Annotated in this window: 14 protein-coding genes; 10 read left to right on the plus strand and 4 right to left on the minus strand. The window is 52.0% G+C overall.

The features are described 5' to 3' along the window. Positions 1–5 precede the first annotated feature (5 nt). Positions 6–1,286, minus strand: coding sequence for an ABC transporter substrate-binding protein (locus tag GN242_RS00380; RefSeq protein WP_156286718.1), 1,281 nt, complete (start codon positions 1,284–1,286; stop codon positions 6–8). Between the two features lie 28 nt (positions 1,287–1,314). Then, positions 1,315–2,418, minus strand: coding sequence for an ABC transporter ATP-binding protein (locus GN242_RS00385; protein ID WP_156286719.1), 1,104 nt, complete (start codon positions 2,416–2,418; stop codon positions 1,315–1,317). Between the two features lie 847 nt (positions 2,419–3,265). On the opposite strand from GN242_RS00385, the gene GN242_RS00390 reads away from it, so the two are divergent. Continuing rightward, entirely contained in the window at positions 3,266–6,481 is a 3,216-nt protein-coding gene (locus GN242_RS00390) for an autotransporter outer membrane beta-barrel domain-containing protein (protein ID WP_154753331.1), read from the plus strand. Between the two features lie 75 nt (positions 6,482–6,556). After that, positions 6,557–7,015, plus strand: a complete 459-nt coding sequence (locus GN242_RS00395) for a CaiF/GrlA family transcriptional regulator (protein ID WP_154753332.1) — start codon at positions 6,557–6,559, stop codon at positions 7,013–7,015. A gap of 129 nt (positions 7,016–7,144) precedes the next feature. On the opposite strand, the gene GN242_RS00400 is transcribed toward GN242_RS00395, so the two are convergent. Both GN242_RS00400 and GN242_RS00405 read right to left on the minus strand, forming a co-directional pair. Beyond that, complete coding sequence (locus GN242_RS00400) at positions 7,145–7,756, minus strand: hypothetical protein (RefSeq protein WP_154753333.1); 612 nt, start codon at positions 7,754–7,756, stop codon at positions 7,145–7,147. 128 nt (positions 7,757–7,884) lie between these two features. Beyond that, complete coding sequence (locus GN242_RS00405; RefSeq protein WP_154753334.1) at positions 7,885–8,469, minus strand: HD domain-containing protein; 585 nt, start codon at positions 8,467–8,469, stop codon at positions 7,885–7,887. Positions 8,470–8,531: 62 nt separating this feature from the next. On the opposite strand from GN242_RS00405, the gene GN242_RS00410 reads away from it, so the two are divergent. From GN242_RS00410 to dppF, 8 genes are all read left to right on the plus strand, one after another. Then, on the plus strand, positions 8,532–8,990 hold the full coding sequence (locus GN242_RS00410; RefSeq protein WP_154753335.1) for a MarR family winged helix-turn-helix transcriptional regulator: 459 nt from the start codon (positions 8,532–8,534) through the stop codon (positions 8,988–8,990). Between the two features lie 87 nt (positions 8,991–9,077). Then, complete coding sequence (locus GN242_RS00415) at positions 9,078–9,506, plus strand: organic hydroperoxide resistance protein (RefSeq protein ID WP_154753336.1); 429 nt, start codon at positions 9,078–9,080, stop codon at positions 9,504–9,506. 348 nt (positions 9,507–9,854) lie between these two features. Further along, positions 9,855–11,531 (plus strand): kdo(2)-lipid A phosphoethanolamine 7''-transferase, encoded by a 1,677-nt coding sequence (gene eptB / locus GN242_RS00420; RefSeq protein WP_154753337.1) that lies wholly within the window; start codon positions 9,855–9,857, stop codon positions 11,529–11,531. A 719-nt stretch (positions 11,532–12,250) separates the two neighbouring features. After that, positions 12,251–13,861, plus strand: coding sequence for a dipeptide ABC transporter periplasmic-binding protein DppA (gene dppA, locus GN242_RS00425; protein ID WP_154753338.1), 1,611 nt, complete (start codon positions 12,251–12,253; stop codon positions 13,859–13,861). A 134-nt stretch (positions 13,862–13,995) separates the two neighbouring features. Continuing rightward, positions 13,996–15,015, plus strand: a complete 1,020-nt coding sequence (dppB, locus tag GN242_RS00430) for a dipeptide ABC transporter permease DppB (protein ID WP_154753339.1) — start codon at positions 13,996–13,998, stop codon at positions 15,013–15,015. A 9-nt stretch (positions 15,016–15,024) separates the two neighbouring features. Further along, complete coding sequence (dppC, locus tag GN242_RS00435; RefSeq protein WP_154753340.1) at positions 15,025–15,927, plus strand: dipeptide ABC transporter permease DppC; 903 nt, start codon at positions 15,025–15,027, stop codon at positions 15,925–15,927. A gap of 8 nt (positions 15,928–15,935) precedes the next feature. Beyond that, a complete protein-coding gene (gene dppD / locus GN242_RS00440) occupies positions 15,936–16,922 on the plus strand; it encodes a dipeptide ABC transporter ATP-binding protein (protein WP_154753341.1) in 987 nt (328 codons plus the stop codon). After that, complete coding sequence (dppF, locus tag GN242_RS00445; RefSeq protein ID WP_154753342.1) at positions 16,912–17,913, plus strand: dipeptide ABC transporter ATP-binding subunit DppF; 1,002 nt, start codon at positions 16,912–16,914, stop codon at positions 17,911–17,913. Before dppD ends, dppF begins: the two co-directional genes overlap by 11 nt. Positions 17,914–18,216: the final 303 nt, after the last annotated feature.

Raw genomic sequence — 18,216 nt, forward strand, 5'->3', positions numbered from 1 at the left:
ATCCGTTACTGGTAAGGTTTCAGCAGGCGATCGGCCTGCTTCTGTGCTGATTCCAGCGCCTGGGCAGGGGTTTTCTCCTGAGTAACGGCGGCTTCGATCGCATGGTTCAGGGTTTCCTGAATCTGTACGCTGTTATAGGTCGACAGCTCCGGCTGTGAGTATTTCAGCTGTTCACGCGCAACCAGCGCCTGCGGTACCTGTTTAACGTAATCCCGCATTACAGCGGTGTCCCATGCGGCCGGTGAAGTGGCAACATAGCCGGTGGCGATGCTCCAGCGCGCTGCCTGCTCAGGGGCAGAGACCCAGCGAATAAAGGTCATAGCGGCTTTTTGCTGTTCCGGGGTGGCGTTTTTAAACACATAAAGGTTACCGCCGCCGGTTGGGCTGCCGCGCTGGGTTTTCTCCGGCAACATCGCAACGCCGAATGGGAATTTTGCATTGTCACGCACCGTAGTCAGGTTGCCCGTCGTGGTGACCATCATCGCCGTTTTACCGCTGATAAAGTCCTGTGGCGTGGTGCTCCATGCAATCGCTCCCTTCGGTGACACGCCCTCTTTCTGACCCAGATTGGTCAGCCACTGCAATGTTTCGATATTGGCTGGCGTATTAAACGTCACCGCAGTTCCTTTGCCGTTATCCAGGCGGCTGCCGTTGGTGGCGGCCAGACCCTGAAAGTTCCAGTAACCATTTGGCGTGGAAGGAATTTCAATGCCCCACTGGCTGACGCCCTTATCGTCTTTTATCACCAGTTTTTTCCCAAAATCGACCACCTGCTGCCAGTTTGCTGGTGGGGTATTGCCGTCCAGGCCTGCTTTTTCAAACGCCTGTTTGTTCCAGTACATCACCACCGTTGAGCGCTGGAAAGGGATGCCCCACACCTTGCCTTCAATATGACGCAGAAACGCCGGATAGAACCCGTCAATCCACTGTTTCCCCTCGGCGTCATTTGCCAGATCGCTGGCGGCGGTGATAGCCCCTGCGTCGATCAGCGAATAAGCCTCAATATCGCCAATCACCGCCAGCTGCGGAGCATTGCCGCCGCGAAAAGCCGTCAGAGCTTTTGTCACGGTGGTGGCGTAATCACCGGTATATACCGGCTGAATTGTTACGTCGGGATGCAGCTTTTCGAAGTCAGCAACCAGCGTATCGACGGTGTGGCTGATCTTACCGCCCACGGCTATCGGGTAGTACATCTGGAGTTTCACCGGTTCGGCGGCAAAAGCGGACGACGCAGCGCAGAGCAGCAGGGCAGACGTCAGGCGTGAAAAATGAAGAGCTGGAGACATGGTTTTCCCTTAAGCGATAAAAACGTAGTTAAACGGCGTATTTTTGTTCTGACGGTAAAAAGTTCTGTTCCGCGCCATAGCAGCGCTTGCCGCTGGCGCTGGTAAAGAAATATTGCTTTGTCGCGCTCCATTGCAGCCCGACCAGGCTGTGTTCACTAAAGCGTTTCATCCCGGCAACCTTGACGGTGACTGGCTCCTTGCAGGCGGCGATCTGGCATACCAGCAGGGTGTCTGCGCCCATATATTCGTAGCTGATGACCCTGCCGGTTAGCGCCGCATTCTCGGCGGCCGTCAGCTGGATATCTTCCGCACGTAATCCCAGGCTTAACGCGGTTTCAGCGGCGTACTGCACCACCGGAATGGGCATTTCGCCGAGGTAGTGATGCGTGGCTTCGCGCCGCAGCGGGATAATGTTCATCGGCGGTGCACCGATAAACTGCGCAGCAAAAATGCTGGCCGGGTTGTTGTAGAGATTGTCCGGGGTGTCGTGTTGCTCGATGGTGCCATCGTTCAGCAAAATGATTTTATCGGCCATGCTCATTGCTTCGGTCTGGTCGTGGGTTACGTAGAGCATCGTCAGGCCGAGCTTCTTCTGAATGGCGCGGATTTCGCGGCGCATACTCTGGCGCAGCTTGGCATCGAGGTTGGAGAGCGGTTCATCCATCAGACACAGCTTATTGTTGGCAATCACCGCCCGCCCCAGCGCCACACGCTGCTGCTGCCCACCGGAGAGCTGTGATGGCAGGCGTTCGAGCAGCGGTTCCAGCTCCATCAGGCGGCTGACATCTGCCAGACGTGCCGGAAAGTGGCGTTTATCTTCACCGCGTGCGCGAAGCCCGAACAGCAGATTTTCTCGAACGTTAAGGTGTGGGAATAGCGCATAAGACTGGAACACCATCGACAGCTTTCGCTGTGACGGTGGCAGGGCGGTCACATCTTTCTGCTGGAAATAGATTGCGCCACTGTCGGCCGATTCCAGCCCGGCAATGGTGCGCAGCATAGTCGACTTGCCGCAGCCTGAAGGCCCGAGTAGTGCAATAAAATCGCCCTCTGCCACCTCAAAACTGATGTTGTTCAGTGCGGTTTTTGTATCCCAGGCTTTGTGGATATGGTGTAGAGAGAGATAGCTCATGCCAGCTTTGCGTCTTTGTAATAAGGAGTGGGCTTAAGCTAACGAGCCTGAATGAACTTTTTATTAAAGATTGATGACACCTGGAAGATGCAGGCGTTGTCTGGGCAAGACAGGCGGTGGTGGATTAACGTTTTCAGTGGAAAAATTTATTATCAGAGCGATGAAATAAAAAAATAGCATTGATGTTTTTTTAATTTTTAAAAAATAGTTTGTGTTTTTTTATGGTCATTTTTATTGTGCGCTTTTTAAACAATAATAATTTATCCATTTTATGTGAATACATTTGTTGATGGTTCATTTTTTTGGTTGGCGCCTCAAGGTGACAAGGCGATTAAATAACCGTTAGCCTGTTATCAAAATATGATTAAATTTAAATTCAGCTTCTGATTTTTTTGGTTTTTTAAAATAAAGTGAAATTTAAACCGAATTCAATTATTTCATTTTTTTTAATTGATTTTGCGATTCCGCGATAGTTTATGCTGTTTGTTGCGGTTGTTTCTGAAGATTGTTGTTGTTTATAAACATAGTGTTAGTGGTTGATGGTGCAGAACTTAAGTCAAATCACCCTTGAATCAGTTGATCAATAAAATTGATCGAGAAGATCATTTATTGTCACTTTACAACAATTAGCTGCAATACACAGACTTCTTCGCACTCTATTTAAATTTAAAGAGGCTATTAGTAGTTGGCGTAACCACTTCTTATGGAAATTATGTTGCGTTAATTTTCTGTGCCGGGTGGAATATATTCCTGGTGTGGAGGGTTTTCTTTTAAATAAAAAGATGAGTAAAAACAGTTACCAGAGAGGCGACTGTTTAATTGTTTTTTATAAAAAGGAATTGCAGTGATGAAAAAAAACAGTTTCAGGCTGAGTGCACTGACGGTATCCGTTATCGTCGGTTTGAGTAGTGCTGCTTACGCCGCAGGCGTGACTCCCGCAGTAAAAGATATCACGGCACTGAGCCATAATACCCAGAATCACTATTCTGGCGGCGGTGCAGTATTTATTGGTGGTGATAACCTGACCGTGGTTAATAACACCCTGACTGGTTCCCGCTGGGTTAACATCAACCCTGATACCCCCGGATTTGAGGCGTTGCTCAATAGCAGCGGCTATAAAGGTTATATGGATGCTAACGCTGCCAGCCTCAGCGGTGACGTTAACTACCTGATCGACGAAGATTACCAGCGCGCGCTGCACGGTCAGCGTCAGGTTCATGCTGCACACAAGAATGGTTATTCTGCGCCGGTTGGCGTTGTTAATGGCCTGAAAATGGGCACAGCCAGCAATCGTTACCAGAAAACTCAGTCAGTAACGCTGTATCAGCGCGATGCTGCGGGTGCCATCAAATATCAGAAAAATGCCGACGGCACCTTTGCTCTGGATAAGACAGGCAAGAAAATCCCACTGACCGTCACTGCATCTCTGGCGCTGGATCGAAACTCAGATGTTTACATCAAACCGATCACCAACGCGGGCGGTAACTTTGGCCTGGCTGATGCGGCTATCTATTCCAAAGTGGTCAGTCTGCAAAATGACGTGACCGCTGCCGTTTCTGTTAACGGTAATCTTCAGGAAAACAGCGGCAATCAGCGTGCGCGTGATGTGCTGATCGTGAAAAATACCACCATCGACAACACGCTGGATAAAGACTCTGTACGTGTGGGTGCTTCAGGTGCGAACGGTGACCTGCATGGTAACGAACATGTCTTCAATGAGCGTCCATTTGCTACCGGGTTAAGCATCAATAGCAGCAGTATCAACCATCAGTTTGATCAGAACGGGCAGACTGTTTCATCCGGTGTACTGACTCATCAGGTTGCCAAAACCGCCAATGTCGTGCTGGATAATGCACAAATCACCGCGAAGAACATCGCGGCTGTCCGTCACGACGATAACAATAACGGCGGCTATCGCAACTACACATCCTACGACCGTTACGCTGATAACAGCTCAACGGCGGTGGCGATCACCGGATCTGGTCTGTTCGTCTCTATCGGGAATAAATCTACCCTCACCGGCGGCGTTAACCATGCGGGCAATGCACTGAGCCTTTCTGGTCACGCGAACCGTGTTGATGTGAACAACTCCACGCTTAATGGTGATGTACAGCTGAATCATGACGGCTATCGCCCGACCATTACTGTCAACGTGGTACGTGACAGCAAAACTGGTCACTACGTTGCCAATGGCGCTGCCGTGGCGAATTCTCACCTGCTCGACCGTCACCATAACGGCACCACGCTGAATATCGCGAACAACAGTGTGGTTAACGGTGATATTACTGCCTCTGGTCAAACGGGTTACAGCGTACAGCTGATTGATGTGACCGCCAATAATAGTCCGGTAACGTTGTCAGAAGCTGATATCACAGGCTCCACATCTGCAACGGCTATCTATAAAAATGCAGTAAGCAGCGCTAACCAGACTCTGCTGGCGAATGCGGGTGCAGCATGGACTCCGGTGACTGTTAATCTTAACCACAGCACCCTGAATGGTCGTGTTGCGGGTATTACTTCAGTAGCACAGCCTGATTTCATTGTGGGTGGTACTAACGTGCTCTCCTGGCACCCTGACCTCAATGTTAAAAGCGGTGCGGTATGGAATGCTGCTGCAACAGCTGACGGCGGTCTGGCAATTAGCGATGTGCACGACCTGAACCTGTCTGCCTCCACGCTGAACATGATCAACCTGGAAACCGACCATGCAACATTGGGCGGTCGCGGTCGTTATGAAGATGTGGGTGCTGCACGTGTCGTGGTTCACGGAAACCTTTCACAGGATAAAGACAGCAAGGGCAATAACCTGACATCACTGATTAATATCGGTAAGGCTGTGGTTGATCCGCTGATGAATCTGGGTGGCGCATATACCTTTGGTTCGATTCAGGTAAAAGGCTCGGCACAGGGTTCATATAAGCTGGACATCGCTAACTCTGGCGTTGAGCCTTATGTTAAGCAGGGCTACATCGCCGCTCGTGGTGATGTGAACTCGGCCAGCCGATATAACCCGCACAGCTTTGTTAACTATCAAAACAGCGGCAGCAATGCGCATTTCTACGGACGTACAGAAATGGGTATCTGGCAGTACGATGCCGTCGATGTGTTTAACGATACCGTTCATAACGAACGTAACGTTTACTTTAAAAACAACGGCCATCTGTCAAATAGCGCCGCCACTGCGTTAAGCATGGCTGCGTCGCAGGTCAATATTGCCAGCATGGAAAATGATGCGTTAACACAGCATCTGAAGGCAGCACGTCATGCAGAAGATGATGGCGGCGTCTGGCTCTCCTACTTCGGTGGTAAGAACAAAAACACCACCAGTGCTGGAGCAGCCTACAAGCTGGATACCCATGGCGTCATGCTGGGTGTAGATAATCGGTTTGATGCAAAAGATGGCAGCTGGTTAGCTGGCGTGGCCTTCTCTTCTGCACGTTCTGATTTGAGCGTGATGAACAGCAGCGGCGACCTGGACAGCTACGGTGCGCAGTTCTATCTCTCCCGTCAGTTCAGCAATGGCGTCTTTGTTGATACCGCTGCTCAGTTTGACCACTTTAGCAACAGCGGCGACGTTCGTATGCTGGATGGTCAGCGCTCGCGTTCCAACTTCTCAACTAACGGCTACGGACTGGGTATGACCGTAGGTTACGCGTGGGCTGATCAGGGCTTCTTCGCTGAACCATACGCCAAAGTCACTGGCCGTACGATTGATGGGGCGCACTACACCATGAATAACGGCATGGTTGTGAGCAGTGATGATTATAAATCACTGCAAGGTGAGATTGGTGCTGACGTAGGTTATACCTTTGAAATTAATCAGGGTTATATCAAGCCTTACTTCCACCTGGCAGGCCTCAACGAATTTGCTGACAGCAATGAAGTGAAGCTGAACAACGTTAACCTGAACAACAGTATCGATGGTGCGGCAGTTCGGGTTGGTGCTGGCGCTGAAGTGAAACTGATGAAGGATATCGGAGGTTACGCCAGCTTTAACTACACCAAAGGCGATGATATCGAACGCCCGTGGCAGGCCAACGTCGGATTGAATTACTCCTGGTAACTGTCTGTTAATTTTCCCCCCATCTGCGCTTTAAGGTGGGGGGATTTTTTCGATTATGGGATAGCGAACTATATAATGAATAAGATCTTAGCTTATGTAGATGAGAAGAAGGTGAGACTCGCCAAGGTTGTGGCTCAAAGCAATCATGATGGTGGATGTGTCCCGGAGGAACTTAAAGATTATGCTGACAGGCCGTTGTATCTTCTTATTGCGCTATGGTGCTATCGTCAGCGGACGTGGATAGACCGTAAGCAGATCTCTGCCGCCTTTGCTATTACAGAACGTCGTGCTTCCTTCCAGATTTCCTATATTATTCGTAAAAATAACATTGTCCGTTGCCAGACGCGCAAAATCAAAGCTCCGGGTTCGCGCCATTTGTGCCATGAAATCCTTGTTGAAAACGTGCTTTTAACCCCTGAAGACGTTAAAAAACCCTCACAAAGTCACACCAACTGTAAACGCCGCTCGCGGGATAACATCTGTCAAAATGATATGCGCTGGCTCCTAAGCCGCAGTATCTCCAGTAAATCCTGAAGTCTGGTCAGGCACGAGAAGCGGGTGCCTGACCTCTAAAATCGCACGCTAAATCATCCTAAAACTGAGTATGACGCAGGGCAAAAAGAATCCTCGATAATTTATGCCAGAGGCGCGGCCCCTGAAATTTCAGGTGTGGCGTTTGTTCAGCCAGAAATAGTGAATAGTGGCGAACAGGCACAGGGTGTAACCCAGTAGTTCGCTTCCTTCTTCCGCCATATTTTTTACCGTGCGGGTATAGCTCCCAAGCATCAGATGTTCCCAGAGCTGATGAACGCCGAACAGCCTTGAGAAGACCAGAATAGTCAGCATACCAGCAGACATCATGCCCCAGGCCGGATGGCTCATAAAAGCAGCCAGCCCGGAGACAATAGCTCGCGGGTCGCGCAACGCGGTGGCTACACAAGCCAGTGTCAGTGTAAGGGCAAACCAGAACCAGCTACCGTGGGATAAATTATCAAATAAAAAATCCATTTCGCGGATCAGCATACAGCCGAAGAAACCGCCTACCAGCAGATCGATCTGGCGCTGTGCCGGGGAACGCCAGGCACGGAAAAAGAACAATAGTGTGATGACTAACAATATGACTTCCTGAGTCGCTTCAGTCAGCGAGGCCTCGCGAACCGCATCGTTCATCCAGGCCACATCAACAAAGACCAGTCCCATCATAAGGCAGAGAAACAGGGCAGAACCCAAAAATGCGAGTGTTTTATTTCTTATTATTGTGATATCAGCTGTCATATTACCTCCCGGCGAAATTAGGAGGCAATGATAGGGATGTTAACTATGGATACTAGCCATTTTATGCTTTGAGTGCCTTCGCCGCACATAATGCAATATTTTCAATTACTTTCTGTCGTAATGCATTGTTATATATGATATTTTTTCTCCTGTGATTCGAACCAGCTGGCAGGCACGTTGTGCGGCGGCTGCCCCAGCTGTCCGATCCCTTGTTCAATAACGCGTTCCGCCATTTGGTACAGAGCGGAATGACCGGCGGTGAGCAGTCGGATCTGAATGCGTTTCTCAATCAGATAGACGCGGGCAAAATGCGGATCGAAATGAATAATCGATCGGGTATTATCGATAATATCCGCCAGCTTGATGGTTTGTGCATCAGCAGAGGCCTGCCCGGTGTGGCGAAAATGCGCCAGTTTACGCTGCGTACGGTTCTGACCAGCAACCGCGCCACGGTTGGTCAGCATCTCGACCAGTGACGCTACTCGTTCGCCGAAATGGCTTTGGATATCCTCCAGGGTGCTGGCAGTGTCTTCGACAGTATCATGCAGCCAGGCCGCCGCCAGCATCTCTTCATCATCGCTGACGCTGCGCACCAGCTCCACTACGGCCGCCGGATGTACAATATAGGGCTCATCCGTATATTTGCGGCGCTGATCCGCTGCGGCATGGGCTTTGCTGGCGTAGCGCTGCGCCCGTTCTTCCAGTGTCTGCATTGTTATTCTCCCTGCCAATAAAGTTGCTTGCAATTAGATAGTGCACTACCTATATTGTTTTCATGACTAAAGATAAAGATGACAAAAAAGCAGCCTACGCGCCACTGTTGCTCGACCAGCAACTCTGCTTTGCGCTCTACTCCGCCAATCTGGCGCTGCATAAAGTCTACCGGCAGCAGCTGGCTCCGCTGAATATCACCTATCCACAGTATCTGGTGATGATGGTTCTGTGGGAGCAGGATGATGTCACAGTGTCTGAGATTGGAGAACGCCTGTTCCTCGACTCAGCAACCCTGACCCCGCTCCTGAAACGCCTGGAAAGCGCCGGGCTGCTGAATCGTCTGCGTTCGCGTAACGATGAGCGCCAGGTGGTAGTCACGCTGACGCCTCAGGGGCGTGAGCTGCGGGAGCAGGCCCTGAGTATTCCTGAGTCGGTACGCTGTGCCACCGCCTGCGAGCTGGAAAAATTAATGTCGCTGAAGGGCGAGCTGGAGCAGCTGCGCGATAATCTTAACGGTTAATCGCCTTGCGGGTGCCATCGCAGAGCCTTTATCCATATAAATAGCGCGCGATTAAATCGCGTATTTAATTCAAAAAGGAAACTGTTTATGTCATTAGAAAAAGTTGTTTACCGTGCGAAAGCGAAAGCCACCGGTGGTCGTGAAGGCCGTGCTACCTCTTCCGATGGTGTGCTGGATATCCAGCTGGGCCTGCCGAAAGAGATGGGCGGTGCTGGTGGTAATGTGACAAACCCTGAGCAGCTGTTTGCTGCCGGTTATTCTGCCTGTTTTCTCGGTGCGATGAAGTTCGTTGCGGGCCGCGACAAGTTCACTATGCCAAAAGAGGCTTTTGTTGAAGGGGAAGTGGGGATTGGCCCATTACCGACCGGCTTTGGCATCGAAGCTACCCTCAACATTCACCTGCCGGGTATGGACAGTGCTGAAGCGAAAAAGCTGGTGGATGCTGCCCATATCGTCTGTCCTTACTCTAACGCCACTCAGGGCAATATTGATGTGACACTCAATATCATCAACTAAGCCGTCTGACCGGGGCTGATGCCCCGGCTGTCATTCTGTTTCAACACTTTTCTGCGGTGCTTTTGTCTGCCACCCTTCCAGCCTTCCGTGACCGCTGTCAGATAATGCCGGTTCGCTTACCAGTAAAATGCCGAAATTTCACATGTCCACAGACTCAGCCCGCGTAGTGTGTTTTACTACGCATCCTGCGATGGACTGTTACCCCTCATTTTTTCTTCAGAATCCTCTGGTTATGGATGGCCTAAAGGTTTATCGGTGTTGTGGTCGAACTCTGGCCCCATGCAAAGGTCTGATTAGCGTTCAGATCGCGTTTAGCAATCGTTTAGGTTATGCCAGGATTAAGGTTGAATGAATTCTATTAAAATGTTTACCCAGCAGAAGTTATCGCTATTGCTGGCTGTCTACATCGGGCTGTTTTTGAATCTTCCAGTATTTTATCGTCGGTTTGATTCCTTTCTAATAAAGTTTGAAATGATGCAATGGCTGTCAGCTCTGGCTGAAGTGGTGGCAGCGGTTCTGCTGACCTTCTTCCTGCTGCGCGTGCTGTCGCTTGGCGGCAAAAAATTCTGGCGCATTACCGCCAGCCTGATGGTGTTGATATCCGTCTCAGCCAGTTACTACATGGCATTCTTTAACGTGGTGATTGGCTACGGCATTGTCGCCTCGGTGATGACCACGGATACCGACCTGTCTAAAGAGGTAGTGGGCTACCACTTTGTCCTCTATATGATTCTGGTGAGCCTGATCCCGCTGGCGTTGATCTGGTGGAGCAGTCTGCGTATGACGCTGCTGGAGCAGCTTAAAACGCCAGGGCAGCGTATTACGCCATTACTGACGTTACTGCTGGCACTGCTGCTGACCTGGGGACCGATTCGCTATTTCGATAAGATCCAAAGCTCCAATGAGAAGCTGACCAATATTGACCTGCCGAGTTATGGCGGCGTAGTGGCGCACTCCTATCTGCCGTCCAACTGGTTAACGGCGGCGGGGCTGTTTGCCTATACCAGCTACGACGAGAAAATGGACAGCGATGACCTGTTCGACCCGGCGAAAAACTTCACCTATACCGCGCCGAAAGGGCTGGATGACACCTACGTGGTGTTTGTGATTGGGGAAACTACCCGCTGGGATCATATGGGCCTGCTGGGCTATGAGCGTGACAACACGCCTAAGCTGTCGAAAGAGAAGAACCTGGTCGCATTCCGTGGTGAATCCTGCGATACCTCCACCAAGCTCTCTCTGCGCTGCATGTTTGTGCGCGAGGGGGGAACCATGGATAACCCGGGCCGTACGCTGAAAGAGCAAAACGTCTTTTCGGTGCTGAAATCACTGGGCTTCAGCTCGGATCTCTTCGCCATGCAGAGCGAGGTGTGGTTCTACAACAACACTAATGCAGACAGCTACGCCTTCCGCGAGCAGATTGGTTCAGAGAAACGTAACCAGGGTAAATCAGTGGACGATATGCTGCTGATACCGGAGCTGAAATCATCTATTGATGACCACCCTAAAGGCAAGCATCTGGTTATTCTGCACACCAAAGGTTCTCACTATCTCTATTCCCAGCGCTATCCGCGTGATTTCGCCCGCTACCAGCCGGAGTGCATGGGCGTGGACGATACCTGTAGCAAAGAGATGCTGATTAACGCCTACGACAACTCCATTCTGTATGTCGATACCATGCTGGACAGCGTCTTCGATCAGCTGCGCGATAAGAAAGCGATTGTGTTTTACGCCGCCGATCACGGTGAGTCGATTAGCGAAAACATGCACCTGCACGGCACGCCACGCAGTATGGCTCCGCCGGAGCAGTTCCGTGTGCCAATGATTGTCTGGGCATCGGATAAGTACCTGGCAGATCCGAACAATAAGAGTGCTTTTGAGCGCTTACAGGCCGAGCAGAAAGCGGGTAAAACTCACCGCCATGTTGAGCTGTTTGACACCATTCTGGGTTGCCTGGGCTACACTTCAGCCAACGGTGGCATTAAGCAGGCCAACAACTGGTGCGCCGATCCAAAACAGCCTTAACACGGCCAATGCTCAGTAACCTGAGATGAAATAGTGCCTTGCTGTGGTAACCCGGCAAGGCACTCTCCACCGTTATCACTCCTGACTTATTCCCTCTCTTTTTCCACCAAATAATCTGCTGTTGCTGAAAGACTATGCGGCTGCTTTTCATGCCTGGAAATGCGCATAGATGCGCATAAATCCTTATTCTGCCGGGTTCCGTCACTTATTTCGCAACGCGTTTTTCTTATGACCGATCGTGGCTTGTTGCCTGTTTCTTATCTTAGCGTTGCAGCATTTTTATCTATAAGTTAGCCATATAGACAATTTTATCGGGTGCTAATCGACTTCTTTGGGATTATTTTACGGGTTTTTTTTCGATGTTATGTGCTGACTGATCGCGAATTAACCAGGGATTAATGTGGTTTTCATCACACTTAATAACGTTTTACGCTGCAAATGTTATTGAATTGTTTTTTTTATATTTGCTTGCTGTTTCTCACACTTCGCTTAAATACCCTACGCTTGTATTGACGTTCCCTGAAACTATTGACAAATTGAAGCCTCAGTACAAAAGGTAAGGAGATTTGTCTGATCGTTTCTGCGTCGTCAGACCCTCTCCCGATCTCTCTTTTTTACTAATGCCGCAGGGCACCACGTACAGGCCACCAAAAAATATCGGCCGGCGTTAATACCCACAAGGGTATACACACAACATCACATCACTACTGGAGCAAAGCATGACTATTTCCCTGGCTAAATCCGGGATGCTGAAAGTCGGTCTCAGCGCGATCGCGCTGTTAATGGCTACAGGTGTTCAGGCGAAGACCCTGGTTTATTGTTCTGAAGGTTCGCCTGAAGGTTTTAACCCACAGTTATTTACCTCTGGCACCACCTATGACGCCAGCTCACGTCAGATTTATAACCGTCTGGTGGAATTCACCATTGGTACCACTGAATTACATCCGGCTCTGGCAGAAAAATGGGATGTGAGCGCAGATGGCAAAACTTACACTTTCCACCTGCGTAAGGGCGTGAAGTGGCAGACCACTAAAGACTTTAAACCAACGCGCGACTTTAACGCCGATGACGTGGTGTTCACCTTTGAGCGCCAGCTGGATAAAAATAACAAGTATCACGGTGTTTCTGGCGGCAGCTACGAATACTTTGACGGCATGGATATGCCGAACCTGATCAGCAAAGTTGTGAAAGTGGATGACAATACGGTTCGTTTCGAACTGACGCGTCCGGAGTCACCTTTCCTCGCAGACCTGGGTATGGACTTCGCCTCAATCTTGTCCGCTGAGTACGCAGATAACATGCTGAAAGCCGGTACGCCGGAAAAAGTGGATCTCAACCCGGTCGGTACTGGCCCGTTCCAGTTACAGCAGTACCAGAAAGACTCCCGCATTCTGTATAAAGCCAACCCGAACTACTGGGGCACCAAGCCGAAAATTGATCGCCTGGTGTTCTCCATCACCCCGGATGCCTCCGTACGTTACGCCAAAATGCAAAAAGGCGAATGTCAGGTGATGCCGTACCCGAACCCGGCTGATATTGCGCGTATGAAGCAGGATAAGAATATCAACCTGCTGGAGCAGCCTGGCCTCAACGTCGGCTATCTGTCGTTTAACGTTGAGAAAAAACCGCTGGATAACCTGAAAGTACGTCAGGCGCTGACCATGGCGGTGAACAAGAAAGCAATTATCGAAGCGGTCTACCAGGGCGCCGGGCAGGAAGCGAAAAACCTGATCCCGCCAACCATGTGGGGCTACAACGATGCAGTACAGGACTATCCGTACGATCCGGTAAAAGCCAAAGCACTGCTGAAAGATGCAGGCATGGCGGATGGCTTCGCTATCGACCTGTGGGCGATGCCGGTACAGCGTCCGTACAACCCGAACGCGCGTCGTATGGCAGAAATGATTCAGAACGACTGGGCGAAAATTGGTGTGAAAGCCAAGATCGTCACCTACGAGTGGGGCGAGTATCTGAAGCGTGCTAAAGCCGGTGAACACCAGACCGTGATGATGGGCTGGACTGGCGACAATGGGGATCCGGATAACTTCTTCGCTACCCTGTTCAGCTGCGCAGCGGCAAAAGATGGCTCGAACTATTCACGCTGGTGCGACAAGTCGTTTGAAGATCTGATCCAGCCGGCACGCGCCACGGACGATCACAACAAACGCATTGAGCTGTACAAACAGGCTCAGGTCGTGATGCATGACCAGGCACCTGCGCTGATTGTTGCGCACTCTACGGTCTACGAGCCGGTGAGTAAAAAAGTCTCAGGCTATGTTGTCGACCCGCTGGGTGGCCACTACTTCGCCCAGGTAGATATCAAGGAATAATACGGCGGGTTGGAGAGCTACAACTCCCCGTAAATTGCGAAGGGGCCAGGCATGCCTGGCCCTTCTTTCGCAAGATGTGAGCAATAATAATCCTGTCGGCTACGGCTGGCCGGAACTAAAAGAGAATGCGGAATATGTTGCAGTTCATACTCCGACGCTTGGGACTTGTTATCCCAACGTTTATCGGTATCACCCTGTTAACCTTCGCGTTTGTGCATATGATCCCCGGCGACCCGGTAATGATCATGGTGGGCGAACGTGGTATCTCACCAGAACGTCATGCGCAGTTAATGGCCCAGCTCGGTCTGGATAAGCCACTCTGGCAGCAGTACATCACCTATATCAACGGCGTCATGCATGGTGACCTCGGCATATCACTGAAAAGCCGTGTGCCGGTATGGCAGGAGTTCGTCCCGCGCTTTAAGGCTACACTTGAGCTGGGCATCTGCGCGATGCTGTTTGCCGTTGCCGTTGGCATCCCGGTTGGCGTACTGGCGGCTGTTAAACGCGGTTCCATTTTTGACCACACCGCAGTAGGCATCTCCCTGACGGGTTACTCGATGCCGATTTTCTGGTGGGGCATGATGCTGATTATGCTGGTTTCGGTGCAGCTCAACCTGACGCCGGTCTCCGGACGTATCGGCGATACGGTATTCCTCGATGACAGCCTGCCGTTAACCGGCTTTATGCTGATAGACACCCTGTTCTGGGGCGAGCCTGGCGACTTCAAAGATGCCGTGATGCATATGATCCTGCCTGCCATTGTGCTGGGCACTATTCCACTGGCGGTGATTGTACGTATGACGCGCTCGGCGATGCTGGAAGTGCTGGGCGAAGACTATATCCGTACCGCGCGCGCCAAAGGGCTGACGCCGATGCGCGTGATCGTGGTGCATGCATTACGTAACGCCATGCTGCCGGTGGTGACGGTGATTGGCCTTCAGGTCGGTACGCTGCTTGCGGGTGCCATCCTGACGGAAACCATCTTCTCCTGGCCTGGCCTGGGGCGCTGGTTAATCGACGCACTCCAGCGCCGCGACTACCCGGTGGTTCAGGGTGGGGTGCTGATGGTCGCCACGTTGATTATCGTCGTCAACCTGCTGGTCGACGTGCTTTATGGCGTGGTCAATCCGCGCATCCGTCACAAGAAATAAGGGGCCAACATGTCTGTTGTGGATCCAGGCAGCGTTAACGCTGCACCCAAGCCGATGACCCCGTTACAGGAATTCTGGCACTACTTTAAGCGTAACAAAGGCGCGGTTATCGGCCTGGCTTACGTACTTCTGATGATTATTATTGCGGTGTTTGCCAATGTGCTGGCCCCGCATGCTCCCGCTGAACAGTTCCGCGATGCGTTGCTGCGTCCACCGGCCTGGCAGGAAGGCGGCAGCTGGCAGTATATTTTCGGCACGGATGACGTAGGCCGCGATGTGCTGTCGCGCCTGATGTACGGTGCCCGTCTGTCGCTGCTGGTCGGCTGTCTGGTGGTGGTACTGTCGCTCATCTTCGGGGTTATTTTTGGTCTGATAGCCGGTTATGTTGGCGGTGCCGTTGATGCCGCGATTATGCGTCTGGTCGATATCATGCTGGCGCTGCCAAGCCTGCTGCTGGCCCTGGTGCTGGTCGCGATCTTTGGCCCGTCAATTGTTAACGCCTCTATCGCACTGACCTTTGTCGCGCTGCCGCACTATATCCGTCTGACCCGTGCTGCGGTGCTGGTGGAGGTCACGCGCGACTACGTGACAGCCTCCCGCGTGGCCGGAGCGGGTGCGGTGCGTCAGATGTTCGTCAATATTTTACCAAACTGCCTGGCACCGCTGATCGTGCAGGCGTCTCTCGGTTTTTCCAACGCGATCCTCGATATGGCCGCGCTGGGTTTCCTGGGTATGGGTGCGCAGCCGCCAACGCCGGAGTGGGGCACGATGCTCTCCGACGTATTGCAGTTCGCGCAGAGTGCCTGGTGGGTGGTCACCTTCCCTGGTGTGGCTATTCTGCTGACGGTACTGGCTTTCAACCTGATGGGCGATGGTTTACGCGACGCTCTTGACCCGAAACTCAAACAGTAGGCAGCGAGATGGCACTATTAACTGTAGATAAGCTTTCGGTGCATTTCGGTGACGAAAAAGCACCTTTCCGCGCCGTTGACCGCATCAGCTATCAGGTTGAGCAGGGTCAGGTGGTGGGAATTGTCGGTGAATCCGGCTCCGGTAAGTCCGTCAGCTCGCTGGCGATTATGGGGCTGATTGATTTCCCCGGCAAAGTGATGGCAGACAATCTGGTATTTAATCAGCGCGATCTGCGCCGCATCTCGGAGAAGGAGCGCCGCCAGCTGGTGGGTTCCGACGTCGCGATGATTTTCCAGGATCCCATGACCAGCCTCAATCCCTGCTACACCGTGGGCTTTCAGATTATGGAAGCGATCAAGGTGCATCAGGGCGGCAATAAACGTACCCGTCGCCAGCGCGCCATCGACCTGCTGAATCAGGTCGGAATACCTGATGCAGCCTCGCGGCTGGACGTCTATCCGCACCAGCTTTCCGGCGGTATGAGCCAGCGCGTGATGATCGCGATGGCGATTGCCTGTCGCCCTAAGCTGCTGATTGCCGATGAGCCAACCACCGCACTCGACGTCACTATTCAGGCGCAGATCATCGAGCTGCTGCTCGACCTGCAACGCCAGGAGAATATGGCCCTGATCCTGATTACTCACGATCTGGCGCTGGTGGCTGAAGCCGCGCAGCACATAATTGTGATGTATGCGGGCCAGGTGGTGGAAACCGGCCGCGCGGTAGATATCTTTAAGGCCCCGCGCCATCCTTATACCCAGGCACTGCTGCGTGCACTGCCGGAGTTCGCGGCGGAAAAAGCGCGACTGGCTTCGTTATCAGGCGTGGTGCCGGGTAAGTATGACCGTCCTGAAGGCTGTCTGCTGAATCCGCGTTGCCCGTATGCCAACGATCGCTGCCGCAGCGAAGAGCCGCCACTGCGTGATATTGCCGGGCGTCAGTCCAAATGTCATTACCCGCTGGATGATGCCGGGAGGCCAACATATGAAGCCTGAACACGATAAATCGACGCTGCTGATGCAGGCGATCGATCTGAAAAAACACTACCCGGTGAAGAAGGGCCTGTTTGGTCAGGAACGTCTGGTCAAAGCGCTGGACGGTGTCTCTTTCGATCTGGAGCGCGGCAAGACGCTGGCAGTGGTGGGGGAGTCCGGCTGCGGTAAATCAACGCTCGGCCGCCTGCTCACCATGATTGAAACGCCGACCGAAGGTCAGCTGTTCTATCAGGGGCAGGATCTGCTTAAACATGATCCACAGGCGCAGAAGCTGCGACGTCAGAAGATCCAGATTGTCTTCCAGAACCCGTACGGTTCCCTGAACCCGCGTAAAAAGGTCAGTCAGATTCTTGAAGAGCCGCTGCTGATTAACACCGACCTGACGCGTGCCGAGCGCCGCGAGAAAACGCTGGAGATGATGGCGAAAGTCGGGCTGAAAACCGAACACTACGACCGCTATCCGCATATGTTCTCAGGCGGGCAGCGTCAGCGTATCGCCATCGCACGCGGACTGATGCTGGATCCGGATGTGCTGATCGCCGATGAGCCGGTATCGGCTCTTGATGTATCGGTGCGTGCTCAGGTGCTGAACCTGATGATGGATTTACAGCAGGATCTCGGTCTCTCTTACGTGTTTATCTCCCATGACCTGTCGGTAGTGGAGCATATCGCCGATGAGGTGATGGTGATGTATCTGGGGCGCTGTGTGGAGAAGGGCAGCAAAGAGGAGATTTTTTCCAATCCGCGCCACCCTTATACGCAAGCGCTGCTGTCGGCGACACCACGCCTCAACCCGGATGAGCGTCGCGAGCGCATCAAACTGACCGGCGAGCTGCCCAGCCCGCTGAATCCACCGCCGGGCTGCGCGTTTAACGCTCGCTGTCGCCGCCAGTTTGGCACCTGCGTTCAGCTGCAACCGCAGTTGAAAACCTTTGGCGGGCAGCAGGTAGCCTGCTTTGCCGTCGAGCAGGATGAAAACAGTCAGGCCTGAGTTAACTATTGCCTCTCTCCTGTGAGGGGCAATTTCATCTTTAAGCCCCGCAATCAGTACCTTCTCTTCTCATTTAAACGCCATTCCCAGCCCTTCCTCTGATAAAGCCGATGAAATTCTTAAGATAAATGCGAGATTCACCATGCGCTGCTATGCTGTATGAAAAGCAGGCTAATGTGTTGTTGATAAGTCCAGGCGGCAGGCCATTCGCACCGAAGGCGCAACAGCCGTTTTCTTTCAGTAAGTTAGGTAAGATTTTAGCGGACGAGGAGAAACCTATGCGTTGACTATAATATGACAGAG

This window comes from Erwinia sorbitola, from assembly GCF_009738185.1.
GTDB classification, from domain to species: Bacteria; Pseudomonadota; Gammaproteobacteria; order Enterobacterales; family Enterobacteriaceae; genus Erwinia; species Erwinia sorbitola.